This window comes from Amorphus sp. 3PC139-8, from assembly GCF_040750475.1.
GTDB lineage: Bacteria > Pseudomonadota > Alphaproteobacteria > Rhizobiales > Amorphaceae > Amorphus.
Map to the genome: position 1 here is coordinate 70159 of NZ_JABJVY010000008.1, position 17178 is coordinate 87336.

Annotated in this window: 15 protein-coding genes; 5 read left to right on the forward strand and 10 right to left on the reverse strand. The window is 65.4% G+C overall.

What is annotated here, in order from left to right:
• Nucleotides 1–348: 348 nt before the first annotated feature.
• The 8 genes from sseA to HNS03_RS09695 form a co-directional block, all read right to left on the reverse strand.
• Nucleotides 349–1185 (reverse strand): 3-mercaptopyruvate sulfurtransferase, encoded by an 837-nt coding sequence (gene sseA, locus HNS03_RS09660; RefSeq protein WP_367194871.1) that lies wholly within the window; start codon nt 1183–1185, stop codon nt 349–351.
• A 76-nt stretch (nt 1186–1261) separates the two neighbouring features.
• Entirely contained in the window at nt 1262–1642 is a 381-nt protein-coding gene (locus tag HNS03_RS09665) for a cupin (RefSeq protein WP_367194873.1), read from the reverse strand.
• 53 nt (nt 1643–1695) lie between these two features.
• Nucleotides 1696–2019 carry a carboxymuconolactone decarboxylase family protein gene (locus HNS03_RS09670; RefSeq protein ID WP_367194875.1) on the reverse strand — a complete coding sequence of 108 codons (324 nt, stop codon included), beginning with the start codon at nt 2017–2019 and terminating at the stop codon, nt 1696–1698.
• 23 nt (nt 2020–2042) lie between these two features.
• Complete coding sequence (locus tag HNS03_RS09675; RefSeq protein ID WP_367194877.1) at nt 2043–3776, reverse strand: ABC transporter permease; 1734 nt, start codon at nt 3774–3776, stop codon at nt 2043–2045.
• A complete protein-coding gene (locus HNS03_RS09680; RefSeq protein WP_367194878.1) occupies nt 3769–4911 on the reverse strand; it encodes an ABC transporter ATP-binding protein in 1143 nt (380 codons plus the stop codon). The genes HNS03_RS09675 and HNS03_RS09680 overlap by 8 nt, the downstream gene beginning before the upstream one ends.
• 50 nt (nt 4912–4961) lie before the next feature.
• Entirely contained in the window at nt 4962–5987 is a 1026-nt protein-coding gene (locus HNS03_RS09685) for an ABC transporter substrate-binding protein (protein ID WP_367194880.1), read from the reverse strand.
• Nucleotides 5988–6094: 107 nt separating this feature from the next.
• Complete coding sequence (locus HNS03_RS09690; RefSeq protein WP_367194881.1) at nt 6095–7426, reverse strand: LLM class flavin-dependent oxidoreductase; 1332 nt, start codon at nt 7424–7426, stop codon at nt 6095–6097.
• Nucleotides 7427–7479: 53 nt separating this feature from the next.
• Nucleotides 7480–8295 (reverse strand): alpha/beta fold hydrolase, encoded by an 816-nt coding sequence (locus tag HNS03_RS09695; RefSeq protein WP_367194882.1) that lies wholly within the window; start codon nt 8293–8295, stop codon nt 7480–7482.
• A 528-nt stretch (nt 8296–8823) separates the two neighbouring features.
• Between HNS03_RS09695 and HNS03_RS09700 the strand changes: the two genes are divergently transcribed.
• The 5 genes from HNS03_RS09700 (at nt 8824) to HNS03_RS09720 (ending at nt 13724) form a co-directional block, all read left to right on the forward strand.
• Nucleotides 8824–9537: a DUF2848 domain-containing protein gene (locus tag HNS03_RS09700; RefSeq protein WP_367194883.1), complete on the forward strand. Its 714-nt coding sequence runs from the start codon at nt 8824–8826 to the stop codon at nt 9535–9537.
• Between the two features lie 160 nt (nt 9538–9697).
• Nucleotides 9698–10363 carry a GntR family transcriptional regulator gene (locus HNS03_RS09705; RefSeq protein ID WP_367194885.1) on the forward strand — a complete coding sequence of 222 codons (666 nt, stop codon included), beginning with the start codon at nt 9698–9700 and terminating at the stop codon, nt 10361–10363.
• Nucleotides 10364–11743 carry an amidase gene (locus HNS03_RS09710; RefSeq protein WP_367194887.1) on the forward strand — a complete coding sequence of 460 codons (1380 nt, stop codon included), beginning with the start codon at nt 10364–10366 and terminating at the stop codon, nt 11741–11743.
• Nucleotides 11744–11756: 13 nt separating this feature from the next.
• Nucleotides 11757–12953 (forward strand): FAD-dependent oxidoreductase, encoded by a 1197-nt coding sequence (locus HNS03_RS09715; protein ID WP_367194888.1) that lies wholly within the window; start codon nt 11757–11759, stop codon nt 12951–12953.
• A gap of 237 nt (nt 12954–13190) precedes the next feature.
• Nucleotides 13191–13724, forward strand: a complete 534-nt coding sequence (locus HNS03_RS09720; protein ID WP_367194890.1) for a flavin reductase family protein — start codon at nt 13191–13193, stop codon at nt 13722–13724.
• A 43-nt stretch (nt 13725–13767) separates the two neighbouring features.
• Here the strand turns inward: HNS03_RS09720 and HNS03_RS09725 are convergent, their stop codons facing one another.
• Entirely contained in the window at nt 13768–14775 is a 1008-nt protein-coding gene (locus HNS03_RS09725; protein WP_367194892.1) for an NAD(P)H-quinone oxidoreductase, read from the reverse strand.
• A 73-nt stretch (nt 14776–14848) separates the two neighbouring features.
• On the reverse strand, nt 14849–17176 hold the full coding sequence (locus tag HNS03_RS09730; RefSeq protein ID WP_367195060.1) for a molybdopterin-dependent oxidoreductase: 2328 nt from the start codon (nt 17174–17176) through the stop codon (nt 14849–14851).
• Nucleotides 17177–17178 lie beyond the last annotated feature (2 nt).

Consider the following 17178-nt stretch of genomic DNA (forward strand, 5'->3'; position numbering starts at 1 on the left):
GAAAAGTGGGCACCGGTTTTCCGCCCGCATCCCGCTCTAAGAATGAAAGGCGATCAACTCATCCCTTCGGACAGGGTCCGAAGGGGTTGATCTTGCGGGATGAGGAAAAGTGGGCACCGGTTCCGCCCGCATCCCGCTCTAAGAATGAAAGGCGATCAACTCATCCCTTCGGACAGGGTCCGAAGGGGTTGATCTTGCGGGATGAGGAAAAGTGGGCACCGGTTTTCCGCCCGCATCCCGCTCTAAGAATGAAAGGCGATCGCCCCCTTCGGACGCCGCCAGAAGGGGGCGATCATACCAAATGAGGAAAGTTCCGCCGCAAATGGCGGCACCGACCCGGGGCCGGGATCAGCTCTCCACCGGCGTTTCGCCAGGCAGGCCCCACTCGGACCACGAGCCATCATAGACGGCAACGTCGTCACGACCGATCAGGTGGAGCGCGAAATAGAGCGCGCCCGCCGTCACACCGGACCCGCAGGTGGTGACGATCGGTCGATCGGAGCCGAGCCCCGCCTGTTCGAAGAGCGCGCTCAACTCGGCCGGCGATTTCATCCGCCCGCTCTCCGGATCGCTCAGAAGGGCGGAGGGAACGTTCAGGCTACCGGGAATATGTCCCGATCGCAGACCCTCGCGAGGCTCCGGGACCTCGGCTGAAAAGCGCTCGGCGGCACGGGCATCGATCACCTGCTCCGCCTGCGTCGCAACGTTGTCCAGAAGCTGCTGCCTGTTGCGGAGCAGAGCGGGCGCGAACGTGGCGCGGAACGTCGCCGGTTCGATAACCGGCACCTCTTCGGTGACCGGGCGTCCTTCCTGCCGCCAGGCGCGAAGCCCGCCGTTCAGCACGCGAACCCGCTGGTGGCCCATGATGCGAAAATTCCACCACACCCGGCCGGCCGACAGCATGCCCGGCGCGTCGTAGACGATGACGTCCGTCTCGTTGGAAATCCCCATCGCTCCAACGGTGGTTTCGAAGACCGAAGGATCCGCCAGCATGTGCGGCAATGCGGAGTCCGGATCGGCGATCGCGTCGATGTCGAAGAAGCGTGCGCCCGGAATGTGCCCGGCCTTGTAGAGCTCGGCTGCCGTCGGCGAAACGCCGGGCATCGTGAAGGTGGCGTCAACCACCACCACTGAGGGGTCGGCCAGCGCGGCTGCAAGCTCTTCAGGCTCAATCAGGGCGGTCATAGTCATTTGAATCCAACTTTAAGATATTGAGATCAAACCCGATCCGGGGCGCGACGCGGTCGGGCAGCGTGACGTCTCATACCGGATCGAAATAGTGGATCTCAAGCAGAAGGCAGCCGCCGTTCGATTTGAACGGTCCATGGGCGGCATGCGGCGGCCTGCAGGCATAAGTGTTCGGCGGAAAGGCCACCCCGCCCTCCCCGTTCTCGTTGTTGCCGACGGTGAGGTCGCCGGAGACGAGGTACACTTCCTCCCAATAGTCGTGGGAAAAGGGCTTCGTGGTGTAGACCCCCGGCTCGAACCGCAAGAGCCGCGTGCGCGTGCCCCGGTTATTCTCCTCGTCGAGCGCCCCGGAAATAATCTTCTGCTGGATTCCCGAAGGATAGCCGGCGGGCACTTCCCAACCGCTGCTCATATCCAGCGTGTAGAATTCGTCGTGGGTCTTGTTGACCGGCATGTCGTTCTCCCGCTGCCGTCCTGACGTGGGGTGGAGTGGATCTGGGCGTGACGTTATCCCGCCCGTGACGCGATTTCCGCGTCGAGCCACTTCAAGGCCAAAACCACGGGAAAGAGCGCGCTCGAAGCCCCGAGCAGCGACATCACCGCATGGCGCAGCTTCTCCGGCGAGACCCCACGGTCCAGCATGCGACCGACATGAATACGGAACGGCTCCTCGAAGCCGGCAACGGCGAAGCCGCCGATGATCACATATTCGCGGGTCTCGTAGTCGAGCGGCCCCTCGCTGATGTGGGCGCGCATGGTCTTGAAGGCTTCCGCCACCTCCGGCGCCACGGTGCGCAGATAGTCGGAGGGAATGAGATCAGCGGTGTTCATGTTCGATCCTGTTCGATTTGGCGTCAGGGGCGGTGGGCGCGGCTGCGTCGCAACAGGCCAAAGACCACGCTCACGACGGCACTGTTGATCAGCGTCATGATCAACGCCACGGCCGCGATCTCAGGAAAGGACCCATTCTGCCACAAGTCCAGAAGCACCTGCCCGACCACCGGATTGGTGGATTTGGCAAGCAGGGCCGACGCGGTGAGCTCGCCAGACATCTGCACGAACAGGATCACCCAGCCGGCGGCCAGACCCGGCAACATCAGCGGAAGCAGGATCTTGCGGAAGCTGCGACCGGGGCTGGCCTTGAAGATCTGGGAGGCTTCCACCAGCTCTCGACCGACCTGATCCACCGCCACCGCGGCCGAACGCATGGCCTGAGGCATGAAGATCGTGAGATAGGCGAGCAGCAGAATCAGCCAAGTGCCGCTCAGGTTCAGCCAGCCGCTTGAGAAGGACAGGACGAAACCGACGGCCAGCACCACGTGCGGGACTCCGGCCGGCGCGGCGGTGATCGCATTGATCGCTCGCCCGAGAAGGCCGCCGGAAGTCTTGGCGGTGCGCGCCAGCAGGGCCGCGATCAACATGCCCACCGTCCCGCCGATGATGCCGAGCGCGACGCTATTGAACAGCGCCTCCCCGGTCTGGCCGTATCCGGTGAAGATCGTGCGATAGTTGTCGAAACCGAGCACGTCCCATTTGATGTTCGCGGTCCAGAACGGCTGCAGCGAGACGAAGGCGAGCCCAAGAACCGGCAGCACGCCGGCAGCCAGGATGTAGGCGATCAGCGCCGCCCGTGCCGGCAGCCGCCAATGGCCGAGCTGCACCCGCGCGACGCGCGCGCCCTTCCCGCCGATCTGGGCGGCATGGTCGGAATTGGCGATCCACGCCTGCAGCAAAAGCAAGGTCTGCACGATCAGCGTCAGAACCAGGCCGAGAATGATGGCCAGATCGACCCGCGAGGGATAGCCGTACACGAGGTGATAGATCCGGACCGACAGGATCTCGATGTTGGCCCCCGTCCCGATGATCACCGGCACGGAAAAGATCGCGAAGCCCATCATCAAGACGAGCAGCAGGCTCGCAAGAAGCGCCGGCCGGATCGCCGGCATCGTCACGTGCCGAAAGGTCGACCACGTGCTGGCCTTGGCCATGCGCGAGGCTTCCTCCAGACTCGGATCGAGCGATTTCAGCGCCGAGGAAACCGGCAGATAGACGTACGGCGTCAGATAGAGGCCCATGATCGCGATGAAGCCACCCATCGTATAAATATCCAGCGGCCCGGAGTTTAGCTCCACCCCGACGACGGAAAGCGCATCGCGGATCCCTGCATTGAGAAGACCGGCCCGCGGCGCAAGCAGCATCACCCACCCGATCACGCCGGCGATCTGCGGCACCAGGAGCGGCATCAGAGGCAGAATCTCGCCGAACCAGCCGGTGCTGGCGTCGGTGCGTTCGTTCAGCCAGGCGAACATCGCCCCGGCCACCATCGCGATCGCGCCGCCGGCACCGACGACAATGAACGTGTTGGTCAGGACCTTGACGACGTTGGCTTCGATCAGCGTCTGCAACAGACCCTGTTCGCGCACCGCGGCGTTCGGGCCGAACGCGCCCCACACCATCACGGCGATCGGATAGATGATCAGGGCCGAAACGCCGAGCACCACAAGAACGGAAATCGTGCGCAGCGAGACCAGCTCGCCCAACGCGCCCCCGGGGTGCGCCCGTGCGGGGGCGATCGTGGCGTCACTCATCGTCGCCCCCTTTGGGGAACACGACGACGTTTGTGGGGCTGACCGTGGCCCAGACCCGATCGCCCTCGCTCAGCGGGGTCGGCTCGGTGCTGCGCACCAGCATGGCCGTCTTCTCGTCGGACGCGGCGGTGTGGGTCGCGGCATATTCGGTGTAGATGCCCAGGAACATGGCGGCATCGATCCGGATCTCGAAGGCATTGCCCTCCGGTCGGCTGGTGGAGATGCGCAAGTGCTCCGGACGGATCACCAGGTCGACCGCCTGGCCGACCGCAAGCTCGCCCGCCGGCGCGTCCAGAACGCCGAACGCGGTCTCCAGCGACGCCACTCCGTCCGCCACCGCACGCACCCGGCCATCGAAGGAGTTGGCTGCCCCGGTGAAATTGGTGACGTAGCGCGACGTCGGCCGATCGTAGATGTCGCGCGCGGTTCCGATCTGCATCACCCGGCCCGACTTCATGACGGCGATGCGATGGGCGAGCGCCAGCGCTTCCGACTGATCGTGGGTGACGTAGAGCGCGCTGAAGCCGAAGCGGCGCTGAAGCGACACCAGCTCGCCGCGAAGCTGTTCGCGCACCTGGGCGTCGACATTCGACAGCGGCTCGTCGAAGAGCACGGTCTTGTCCCGACCCACGATGGCCCGCGCCAGCGAGACCCGCTGCTGCTGGCCGCCCGACAACTGAGACGGGTAGCGCGCCTCATACGGCGCGCAACCCACGATCCGCAGCGCTTCCCTGACCCGCTCGCGGATCTCCGCTTTCGCCACCCGCGTGTTGACCAACGGATAGGCCACGTTGTCGAACACGGTCATATGCGGCCACAGCGCATAGGACTGGAACACCATGGTGAGCCCGCGCTTTTCGGGAGGCACGAGCACGCCCTTCGCGGCGGAGAAGACCAGTTTGCCGTCGATCTCGATCTCGCCCTCGTCCGGCGTTTCGAGACCGGCGACCGAGCGCAAAAGCGTGGTCTTGCCGCATCCGGACGGGCCGAGAAGCACAAGCTTCTCGCCCACCGCGACTTCCAGCGAGACGTCGTCCAACGCCAGGACTTCGCCGTGGGCGGACCCGTACCGCTTGGTCAGGTTCCGCACCACGATCCGGGGGGCGCTGGGAGACACTCCGGCGCTGTACGACATGATCTGCTCCGTCAACGCAGGGTTTCTCATCGCGACACCTCAGCCGACATTCAAAGGCCGAGAATCGCCACGAGCTTGTCACGTTCGGCGAGCGCCTGCTCGTAGCGCGCGCGCTTGTGCTGTGGCGACAGCTCGATGGCACCGGGCACGGGCTCCGGCAGGACAGAGGCCGCCCACCCGGCACAATAGGCGGCCTGGCCGGCCGGCGTGAGCAGGAAGTTGGCGAGGAGACGCGCCGCGTTCGGGCTCTTGGCGTTGGAGCACACGGCCACCAGCGACTCCTGACCGCTGTCGAGCGCCGGGGCCACGTCGGCCACGGGAGCACCCTTGTCGAGCATGATCATCGTCGCCTGATGCAGGCCCGGTGCGATGATCTTGCCGTCGCCTGCGGCCAGCATCTGCAGGCCGGGCAGGATCGACGGTACGAACTGCGGATCCTGGGCCTTCAGCGCGACGAGATAGTCCTCGCCGTAGGCGTCGTACATCGTGTAGAGCCAGTCCGCGACTTCCAGGTTGTTGCGCGGATCCGAAAGGATGATCTGCCCCTTCCACTTGGGATCGAGCAGGTCTTCCCAGGTCTTCGGGCTCTCCGCTTCCGACACGAGATCGGTGTTGTAGATGATGGTATGGGCGGCGATGCCGATCAGTGCCCAATATTCGGTCTTGGCGTCGGCGGGATAGGTCGCCGCCGCCGGCAGCTCCGACAGCGGAGCGAGCCAGCCACGATCGGCGGCGTCCTGCAGGACGAACGGGTCGGAGAGCTGGATCAGGTCGTTGGCATAGTTGCCGGCCTGATGCTCCGACATGAAGCGCTGAGCCATCTGGCTGGTGGCAAGCCTGAGGATCTCCACCTCGATGCCCGGATAGAGCTCGTTGAAGGCCGCCACCACGCGCCGCGTGATGTTGACGTTGGCAGCAGCGTAGTAGACCAGCTTGCCTTCCGCCTTGGCGGCCTCGTAGAGCGCCTCGACGCTCTTGGCCTGGGCAAAAGCGGCCCGCGGCATGACCGACAAGCCGCCGGCGACAGCGGCACCGGCCGTGAGGTGCAGAAAATGTCTTCTGTTCAGATCACGCATGTCGTTCCCCTTGAAGTGTGTGCGCAGGAAAACCGCGACCGTTGCGAACCACCGAGTCCCCGTTCTTCCGCGGGGTCGGTGAAGTGGCCCGCGCCGCGAGCCCGAGATCAGGCGCTGGTGTAGACGGGCCGAGCCAGCCCGAGATGGTCACGGAGCGTCTGCCCCTCGTAGTCCTCGCGGAAGAGCCCGCGACGCTGCAGTTCCGGCACGACCTTGTCGACGAACCGGTCGATGGTGCCCGGCAGATAGGGCGGGATCACCACGAAGCCGTCGGCTGCCTCTTCCTGGATCCAGGTCTCCAGCGTATCGGCGATCTGCTCGGCCGTGCCCTTGAGCATCCAGTGGCCGCGCGACCCGGCGGCGTGCTGGTAGAGCTGGCGGATCGTCAGGTTATCGCGCTTTGCAAGCTCGGTGAGGTTCTGCAGCCGGCCCTTGCCCGCGTTGGTCGCCGTCAGCTCCGGCATCGGCCCATCCAGGTCGTAGCCGGACAGATCGACCCCGCCCAGCAGCTCCTGCAACAGCGCCAGGCCGACCTCCGGAAGGATCAGCTCCTGCATCGCCTGGAAGTCGGCCTCCGCCTCCTCCCGGCTGTCGGCGACGAACGGCACCACGCCCGGCATCACCTTCAGCTCATCGGGGCTGCGCCCGAACTTCGCCATCCTGCTCTTCAGATCGGCGTAGAAGGCCTTGCCGTTTTCAAGCGTGAGCTGCTGGGTGAAGACGATATCGGCGGTCTCGGCGGCCAGCTCCTTGCCCGGCTCCGAGGAGCCTGCCTGGGCGATGACCGGATGGCCCTGCGGACTGCGGAAGACATTGAGCGGACCGCGGACCGAGAAGCGCTCGCCCACATGGTTGAGCGGATGCATCTTATCCAGGTCGAAATATTGGCCGCTCTCCTTGTCGAACAGCAGGGCATCGTCTTCCCAGCTATCCCACAGGCCGCGCACGATCTCCGCCACCTCGACGGCCCGACCGTACCGGTCGGCATGGTCCATGTGGGCGTCGCGGCTGAAATTGTAGGCTTCGGCCTGGTTCGCCGAGGTGACCAGGTTCCAGCCGGCGCGGCCATCGCTGACATGGTCCAGCGTGGCCATCTTGCGGGCAATGTGGAAGGGCTCGTTGTAGGTCGTCGTGATGGAGCCCACGAGGCCGATCCGCTCCGTCACCGGCGCCAGCGCCGACAAGAGGCTGACCGGCTCCATCTGATAAAATGGCGACATCTTCGCCATCACTTCATAGTTGTGAGAGTGATGCATCGCCGCGCTGTCGGCCAGGAACACCAGGTCGAACTTGCCGCGCTCGGCGGTCTGCGTGATGTCGATATAGCGCTCCAGCCGCGATGCGAGATCCGGACGGGCATCGGGGTGGCGCCAGGCGGCGATGTGAAAGCCGACGGCGTTCAGCAGCAACCCGAGCTTCATCTGCTTCTTATCGTCCATTTCTCACCTATTCACGTTGATGGCGGCGGCTATCGCCGGATCGCCCGGATTGGTCAGGCCGATACCAGCCGTTCGTCGAGAAAGGCCATGACCTTACTCGCGAAGAGGTCGGGCGCTTCGGTTATCGCTGTGTGCCTCTGGCCGGGCAGGAGCCCCAGATGCGCGTTGGGCAAACCGTCGGCGACGAGGTGGGCGGCATCGACATAGCGCTGCGGGCTTTCCCCGCCCAAAAGCACCAGCACCGGCACGGTCAGCTCCGTGAACCGCCCGGCGCCGAAATGATAGGCGCGCACGGCTGCGAGTTCGCGCGACAAGGTGGGCGCAAGTGCAACACGCTCCCCCCAGCCCGGACTTTTGCGCGCAGCCTCGATTTGCGCGGCCGGCATCGCGAGCACATCGCGCATGAAGGTCAATACCGCCTCTTCGGACCAGCCGGCCGCCGCCTGTTCTCCGATACGGCGGATATTGGCGGCATCGACCGGGTCCGGCGCCACCGGAGGCACCGGCACCGGTGGCTCGTACAGGACGACGGCCTGCAGGTCCGGGAGATCGCGCGCCGCCTCAAGCGCGCAGATCGCACCGAAGGAATGGCCGATAAGGACGCGCGCACCGGCCTCGCGGGCGAGCGCCGCAACGTCCGCGACTTCGGCCGCGAGCGAATGCTCTGCGCCGTCGCCGCTCAATCCGCGGCCGCGGCGGTCCATCAGACAAAGCTGCAGGCGCTCCGACATCGTCGCCAGGACGGGCGCCCAGCGGCCGCGCGCCGACGACGTGCCATGGACCAGCAAGACCGGAATCCCGGCGCCCACGAGCTCGCCGGCAACGAGGGTGCCGTCCTTGGAACGCGCCTGTCTGATGGCAGCCGACATAGGAAACACTCCGGCTCATGCCCGCTAGGGCACGATTGACATAATGGGGAGGATAGGTCCGCCGTTCTGTGTAATGCAAGTGAAATATTACAGATCGAACGAGATACGCCTAGCCCCAATCGACTCCGATTAAAACCGCACCATTTGCTCATTTAGTAGCCAGAACCGAATGAGCGCGGCGCTCATCTTAGACTGTCTCCGCCCCTTTCCGAGCCATAAAAGGCACATATGTCGGACCATATCGGTCCAACGAACTCATTTTCCTGCATATTCAGGCAAACGCCGCGATAAATCTCGGCTTTCCCTTTTCGTAATTCAGTCATATCGCGTAATTTTTTTCTACAAATATCACAATTTTTGAAACTTTTGGGTCCATCCAATATTTTTGCTTACCAAAAATAAGAGAATTGCCGAAAAAATCCGAACCACTCGCGCAATCGCAATTCGCCCTTGCCCACCTCTCGCAATCGCCGTATTCATTGATATATCACATGGCGCCATGCCTTTCCGGACCAAGAGAGCGGATCGTTGAACGTCCAGCAGTTTCCCACATCGACCACGCTGCGATTGCGCGGCTTTCGCGGCGATAATGCGCAGCATTTCGACGTTCATCCGTTCCAGTTGATCGTCGCCGGCTGGGCCGGCCGCGACGTGGCGGCGATGGAAGCCCACATCCGCGAGCTGGAGGAAATCGGCGTTGCCCGTCCGCGGACGACCCCGATGTATTACCGGCTCGCTTCCACGCTCCTGACCCAGGCCGACACCATCGAGGTGGCCGGCTACGGATCGAGCGGCGAGGCCGAGGTGGTGCTGATTCATGGCGAGGACGGCTACTGGGTCGCGCTCGGGTCGGACCACACGGATCGGAAGCTCGAGACCGTCGGCGTTACCCTCTCCAAGCAAGTCTGCGCGAAGCCCGTCAGCCACGGCTGCTGGCATTTCGACGACCTGCTCGACCACTGGGACGAGATCGTGCTGCGCTCCACCGTCGTCGTCGATGGCGAGCCGCAACTCTACCAGGAGGGGCACCTCTCCGGGCTACAGCGGCCGGACGCGTTGCTGGAGACCTTTCTTGCCTCCGGCGGTAGCTTCCCGGTCGGTTCGATCATGTTCTGCGGCACGGTGCCCGTCCGCAACGGCTTCTTCTTCTCCGACGCCGTGACGCTGGAACTCGTCGATCCGGTGCTGAACCGGACCCTGCGCCACGACTACGCCGTCCGCGCGCTCGACATCGTGGATTGAGAGAGATGACCGGCCGCCCCACCCGTTCGGCGATGCGAAACGGCAGGCGCCCGGCGCCAATGCCGACGCTGCCTTTTGGGTGGGTTACGGGTTCCGACCGGAGGCACAAGGGGATATGCGACACTTCTCTTCGCGCCGACACCGTGAGGACACCGCGCCGATGACCAAGACTGCCGCACAGAAAAGCACCGCTCGTGTCTCGCTCACGGATCAGGCTTACGAGGCCATCAAGCACCGCATCGTGACGACGGCGCTCGCGCCCGGCGCCTACATCAACGAGTTCCAGCTCTCCGAGGAGCTCGGGATCGGCCGCACACCTGTTCACCAGGCCTTGCATCGCCTGGCCCAGGAGGCGCTGGTCGACATTCTGCCGCGCAAGGGCGTCATGGTGCGGCCGGTGTCGCTGGACGAAGTCGCGCAGATCATCGAGGTGCGGCTGGTCACCGAGCCCTTTTGCACCTCCCAGGCGGCGCTTCGCGTCACCCAGTCCGCGCTCGAGGAGCCGAAGCGCTATCTCGACACCGCAGCGGCGGAGCTGGAAGGCGACGGCGACGTGGAAAAGCTCATGGAGCTGGACTGCCGGTTCCATGCCTGGATCGGCCGCATCGCCAACAATCAGGTCATGGCCGACATTTTGAAGCAGCTCCAGGATCGTTCGTCGCGCTTCTGGTTCCTCTCCCTCAGCGAAGGCGACCATTCGCGCCGGGTGCAGGAAGAGCACATGGCGATCCTGCAAGCGATCGCGGCCCGCGATCCGCAGACGGCGGCGGACGCCGCCCGCCGGCACATCGAATCCTTCCGCAACACCATGCTCCGGGTGATCTAGATGCTGCGCACCGGGCTGCAGGCGTTGCGCGGGAAATTGTTGAGCGGCGAGCTGACCAGCACGGATCTGCTCGCCGAGGCGCTCGCGCACATTACCGAGAGCGCCGGCGAAGGCGCCCGCACCTTCACGCTCGTTCTCGGCGACGACGCCCTGGCGCAGGCGCGCCGGGCGGACGAGCTCTACGCCGCCGGCCTTGGCGAAAAATTTCCGCTCCTGGGCATTCCGATTTCCGTGAAGGACCTGTTCGACCTCAAGGCGCGCGTGACCACCGCCGGGTCGCGCGTGCTGGCGAGCGAAGCCCCCGCCCACCGGGACGCGGAGGTGGTCGCCAGACTGCGGCGAGCCGGTGCGGTCATCGTCGGACGCACCAACATGACCGAGTTGGCCTTTTCCGGCCTCGGCCTCAATCCGCACTACGGCACGCCGCTGAACCCCTGGGACCGGGGAACCGGCCGCATTCCGGGCGGCTCCTCCTCCGGCGCAGCGATATCGGTCACCGATGCGATGTGCGTCGCCGCGATCGGCACCGATACCGGGGGCTCCGTGCGCATTCCCTCGGCGCTGTGCGGGCTCGTCGGCTTCAAGCCGACCCAGACGACGGTGCCACTCGACGGCACCTATCCGCTCTCGACCGCGCTCGATTCGATCGGACCGCTCGCCTGGTCCGTGGAGGACTGCGGCACGCTCTACGACGTCTTGAGCGACAGTCGCGCACCCGCTCCTGCGCTGCCCGACCGCCTGCGGTTCGCTGTCCCCGCCAACTATGTGCTGGATGGCATGGACGTAGCCGTTTCCAACGACTTCGAGGCTGCCTTGGCCAGCCTCGCCGAGGCGGGCGGCCACAGTATCGAGCGCATCGAGGTGCCGGCCTTCGACCGGATCGGAGAAGCGGGCCGGATCGGCACCTTTCCAGGCCTGGAGGCCTATGCGGCCCAGCAAGACCGTCTCCGTCGGCAGGGTGCGGCGTTCGATCCCCAGGTCCGCCGACGGATCGAGGCGGCAGGCACCCTTCCCGACGATGCGCTGGACCGACTGAAAGCGTTCCGACAGGACACGATCGCGGAGGCGAGAGCCACGCTTGGCGCCTACGACGCCGTGCTCTTTCCCACCGTCCCGACCGTCGCACCGCCGCTGGCCGACCTCGCCGACGACGCGACGTTCGCGCGCACCAATCTCGCGATGCTGCGCAATCCCACCGTCATCAACTTCATCGACGGCTGCGCCGCGTCCCTGCCCATGCATGCGTCAGGCGCCGCCCCCACCGGATTGTCCGTCGCAGGTCTCAACGGGACCGACCGCAAAATCCTGGCCGTCTCCGCCATCGTCGAGGATCTGCTCCCGACGCGCCAAAACGGACCGAAAGCTCCAACGCCGATATGAGGGGTCAGCGCTGATGACCGAACAACGCGTCTTTATCGCCGGTGCCGGGCCGGTGGGCCTGTTTGCCGCCGCCAAGCTGGTCGGCGCCGGAATTCCGGTCACGGTCTTCGAGGCCGGTGAGGAGCTCAGCCGCCAGTCGCGGGCCTCGACCTTCCATCCGCCGAGCCTCGATATGCTCTCAGAGATCGGCGTGACGGATGGGCTGATCGAGCGCGGCCTGACGGCCCCCTACGTCCAGTACAGGAATCGCGACGAAGGCATACTGGGCCGGTTCGACTTCGGCGAGATCGCCGATTTGACCGGTCATCCCTATCGCCTGCAATGCGAGCAATGGTGGCTTACGCGCCTGATCCACGAGAAATTCCGCGACGATCCCAACTTCGAGATCTGTTTCTCGTCGCCCGTGAAGGCGGTCGCGCTCGGTGCCGACCATGTCACTGTGACCCTCGGTTCGGCGGGCGGCGACACCACCCGCACCGGCCGCTGGCTGATCGGCGCGGACGGAGCCAGCTCCATGGTGCGCCAATCCTTGGAGATCGAGTTCGACGGTTTCACCTGGCCTGAGAAATTCCTGGTCCTGACCACGCCGCACGACCTGGAAGCGATCGTCGCCAATCTCGATCCCGTCACCTACGTGTCCGATCCGGTGCAGTGGAACTTCTTTCTCAGGATCCCGGGCTTGTGGCGCGTGATGTTCCCGACGCCCAGCGGAATGAGCGACGAGGAAGCCCTCGACGCGACCTACGCGCGCCAGCTGTTCGAGCGGATTCTTCCCGATGGCGGCAATGTGGAAATCGAACATCGTACCCTCTACCGCGTGCATCAGCGAGTTGCGACGACCTTCCGGAAAGGGCGCACCTTCCTGATCGGCGATGCCGCCCACATCAACAATCCGCTCGGCGGCATGGGCATGAACGGCGGCCTGCACGACGCGGAAAATCTGACGCGGCGTCTGGCGCTCGTGTGGCATGGCGAGGCGCCCGATAGCGAGCTCGATCGCTTCGAGCGGCAACGCCGGGAAGTCACCATGGAACACGTGCAGAGCCAGACCATCCGCAACAAGCGCGACCTGGAAGCGGCGACCGAAGAGGACCGCCGCGCTTTCCGGGAAGCGATGCAGGAGCGCATGGAAGATCCGGTCAAGCGGCGGGATTTCCTGATGCGCATTGGGATGTTCAACGCGCTGAAGCGCGCCGAGGAACTTGGATAGCGCACCAAAGCAAAGGCTTGGAGCCTTTTGCGCTTCCGTGACGACAGCGGAACGGGTCTAGAGCGTTTCCACGCCAAGTGGGAACCGGTTGGCCGTCCGCAAACGCGTCGAAAAAATAAACTGAGACCCGCTCCGCGGATCCGAGAAAAGCGGAACAGGTTAGACCCTTTTCCGCTCGGGTGGAACCATCCGAGCGACAAGAAAGAAGCGCCGGAGCGGGATCACGAGGAGATCTCCATGAATTCATCCGCCGAACCGACCATCTCGACCGAAAACGCGGAAAGCTTTCGGCGAATCTGGCGGGGCTTCGGCTCCACCGTCGCGCTGATTGCCACGGAACTCGACGGCCGGCGCCACGCCATGCTGGCCACGGCCGTCAACTCCGTGTCGATGAATCCGCCGTCGCTCCTCGTCTGCATCAACCGCTCCGCGTCCGCCTACCAGGCGATGGTGGAGCGCGGCGCATTCTCGCTGGGCATCCTGCCCGCCGACGCCCACGGGCTGGGCGCTCACATGGCCCGCGCCAGCGGGGCGGAGCGTTTCTCCAAGGGCGACTGGCGCCACTATCATGCAGAAGGCAGCATCCTCGACGGCCTTCCCTGGCTCGCCGAAGCTCAGGCAACCCTGTTCTGCCGCACCGACTGCAGCTTCGACTATGGCACGCACACGATCCACATCGGCATCGTCCAGGCCGTGACCGAAGCGCGCCACAGCGATCCCTTGCTCTATTGCGAAGGGCGCTACGGCCATTTCGTGGAGATGGGCGCTTAACGCATCTTCGGGAGACGTCGGAACCGTTACCCCAGGGCAAGCTCTACCGCATTCGCAAGACCAGTTTGCCGAACGAACGGCCCGCTTCCAGAGCGGCATGGGCGTCGGCCACCGCGTCCATCGCGAAATCGCCCCCAATCACCGGTTTGAACGCGCCCTCGGCGATCAGCGGCCAGACCCGCTCCTTGATCACAGCGCCGACCCGCCCTTTGTCCTCCGCCGTGCGGTGGCGCAAGGTGGAGCCGGTGATCGTCGCGCGCTTGAGCATGATCTGTCGGATGTTGAACGTCGCTTCCGGCGCGGCGTCGCCAGCGATGAAGCAGATGCGGCCCCCACTGGCGAGGGCGTCGAGATTGCGCTGGGCATAGCTTCCTCCGACCATGTCGAGGACCACATCGACCCCGCGCCCGGCGGTCGCTTGGAGGACCTTTTCGACGAAGTCCTCCTGACGGTAGTCGATTGCGAGCGTCGCGCCGAGATCGGTACATAGCCGCACCTTCTCCGGCGAACCCGCCGTCGCCATCGCGGTGGAACCGAGGGCAACGGCAAGTTGGATCGCCGTGGTGCCGATGCCGCTCGACCCGCCATGGATCAGCACGCTCTCGCCCGGTTGCAGGCCCGCCTGCTCAAACAGCGCGGTCCACACCGTAAACACCGTCTCGGGCAACGCCGCCGCTTCGGCAAAACCGCACCCTTGCGGAAGCGGCAGACACTGCACGGCCGGGGCAATCGCATATTCGGCATAGCCGCCGCCCACGACGAGAGCGCAGACCGCATCGCCAACCGCCGGCTGCCTCACGCCAGCGCCCACCGCCCGGACAATCCCGGCGATCTCCAGTCCCGGAACCGTAGGTGCATCGGGCGGCATCGGGTAGTCGCCCGCCCGCTGCTTGAGATCGGCTCGGTTGACGCCGGCGGCATGGACCTCGATCAGCACCTCGCCGGCCTTCGGCGTCGGCATCGGCCGGGACACGATCGTCAGCGCCTCAAGGCCGCCCGGCACCGGAACGTCGACGACCCGCATGGTGTCGGGGAGAATAGCGGTCTCCATCCTGCAAGGCTTCCTTTTGGTTGAAACGCATTTCCGGACGGAAAACCGGTTTCCACTTGGCCTGAAACGCTCTCTAGTCCAATTCGAGCAAGGCGGAATGGGGCTTCGCCGGTGGCACCGGCCCGGTCCACTTCTCCACCGAAACCAGGCAGAGTTGGCCCGCGCAGCCCTGGCTCAGCACGGAGGTCGGACGGTCCGACGTCACGGCATTCGGATTGCCGTTGACGCAGGTGAGACCCGCATCGCCCAGATGCTCCGGCGCGTACCAGGCGCCGGTCGACAACTGAACCACACCGGCGGAGACGGCCTCGGAGGGCCGGGCCGCTGCCAGCACTGACCCACGCTCGTTGAACAGGCGGATCACATCGCCATCCGTCACGCCCAACCGCGCCGCATCCTCGACATTCAGCCGCGCGACCTCGCGGCCATCCGCCTTTCCGGCCATGCTGGTCGCCCCGAAATCGAGCTGGCTGTGCAGCCGATGTGCCGGCTGATTGGCCACCAATTGGAAGCCGTGACGGGCGGCGAGCGGACCGCCGAGCCATTCCTCCGGCTCGATCCAACAGGCGTGCCCCGGAAGCCCCGTCGCGGCCACCGTCTCGTTGAAAAGCTCGATGCGCCCGCTCGGCGTGTCGAGTGGGGCGGCTTCCGGATCTTGGTGGAACTTGGCGATCTTGCCCACCTGATTGCGCACCGGAAGGCTCAGCTCGGCGCCTTGCATGAAGGCGTCGAAATCCGGCGCCTCGCCGGCAACATCGGTGAGCGCCTGTCGGGTCGGCTCATAGAGGGCCCGCAACCATGCCTGCGTGTCCCGCCCCTCGGTGAAGCGCTCGCGGCACCCGAGCCGTTCGGCAAGATCGGTGAAGATGTCGTAGTCGTCGCGCGCCTCGCCATAGGGGTTCGTCAGCGGCGGCATCGGCACCAGGAACGGGTCGTTCCCACCGGCGCCGATATCCTCCCGCTCGGCCGTGATGGTCGCCGGCAAGACGATGTCGGCATGGCGCGCGCTCGCCGTGAACGCGTTGTCGTGCACGATGACGGTCTCCGGCCGCCCAAATGCCACGCGCAGCCGCGACAGATCCTGATGGTGGTGAAAGGGATTGCCGCCGGCCCAGTAGATCAGCCGAATGTCGGCGTATCGGCGCTCCTTCCCTTTGTAGGTGTAGCGCCCGCCCGGATTGAGGAGGAGATCGGAGATGCGGGCGACGGGAATGAAGTCGCCGACCCTGTTGCGCCCCTGCGGCAGCGTCGGGAGAGGAACCGCAAGCGGGGCCTTGCCGACATTGCCGATCGAGCCGAGCCCGTAGCAGAAACCGCCGCCCGGCAAGCCGGCCTGTCCGAGCATGCAGGCAAGCGTCAGCGCCATCCAGACCGGTTGCTCGCCATTTTCGGCGCGCTGGAGCGAATAGGTGACGTTGATCAGGGTCCGGTTGCCAGCCGCGCGATCGGCGAGATCGCTGATCACGTCAGCCGGGACGCCGCAGATGGCGCCGGCCCACTCCGGCGTCTTCGCGACACCGTCGCTCCGGCCGGTCAGATAGGCCTCGAAGGCGTCGTACCCGGTCGTATATTTCGCCAGATAGGCCCGATCGACCCGATCCGTTGCCTGCAGCCGGTACGCCATGCCCAGCATCAGCGCCGTATCGGTCGCCGGCCGCGGCGCGATGCGGGTCAGGCCGGGCAGGTCCGGCACATCGTCGGCGAGCGGGCTCACCGAGACGAAACCGCACCCCCGCGCCGCCGCGCCCTCCAACAGCGCCTTGCCGATATGCTGCGAATTGCCCCCCGAACTGACGGCGAGGTTGCGCAGCGGCAGACCGCCGAACGAAATCACGAGCTCGGTCGTTTCCGCCAGGTCGCGCAAATAGGGATGGTCGCGATTGAGCTTGGTGGCTTCGCCGTACACCAGCGACAGGATCACGCTGCCCGCACCCGACGAGTAGGTGTCGACCGAGGCGACATAGCCGCCGAACACCGTGTTCAGAAAGCGGTGCACCTGGCTCTGGGCATGGTGAAATCGCCCGGCCGACGACCAGCCGTAGGAGCCGCCGAACACCCGCGCGCCCGGCAACGGCCCGTCCTGCGGCAGCTCCGCCCCGGCGCCAAGGCGGCCGAGCTCCGCGGCCGTCCGCGCCAGCGCCTCGTCCCACTCCACCTCCACGAACGTGTCGCTTCCCCGCCGCTCGTCGGGGCCCGGCCCCTTTTGCAGCCAGCCCCGGCGGATCAGCGGTTTGCGCAAGCGGGCGGGATGCGCGATCGCGGCGGGAATGTTCTCCAACAGCTCGGACGGGTCGGGATCCTCGGCAAAGGGACGGACCTCAAGTCGCCCCTCCACCATGCGGGCGGTGAACGCGCCCCAGTGGCTGCTGTGGGGCCGACCGGCTGTCCGATCCGTCTCCATCA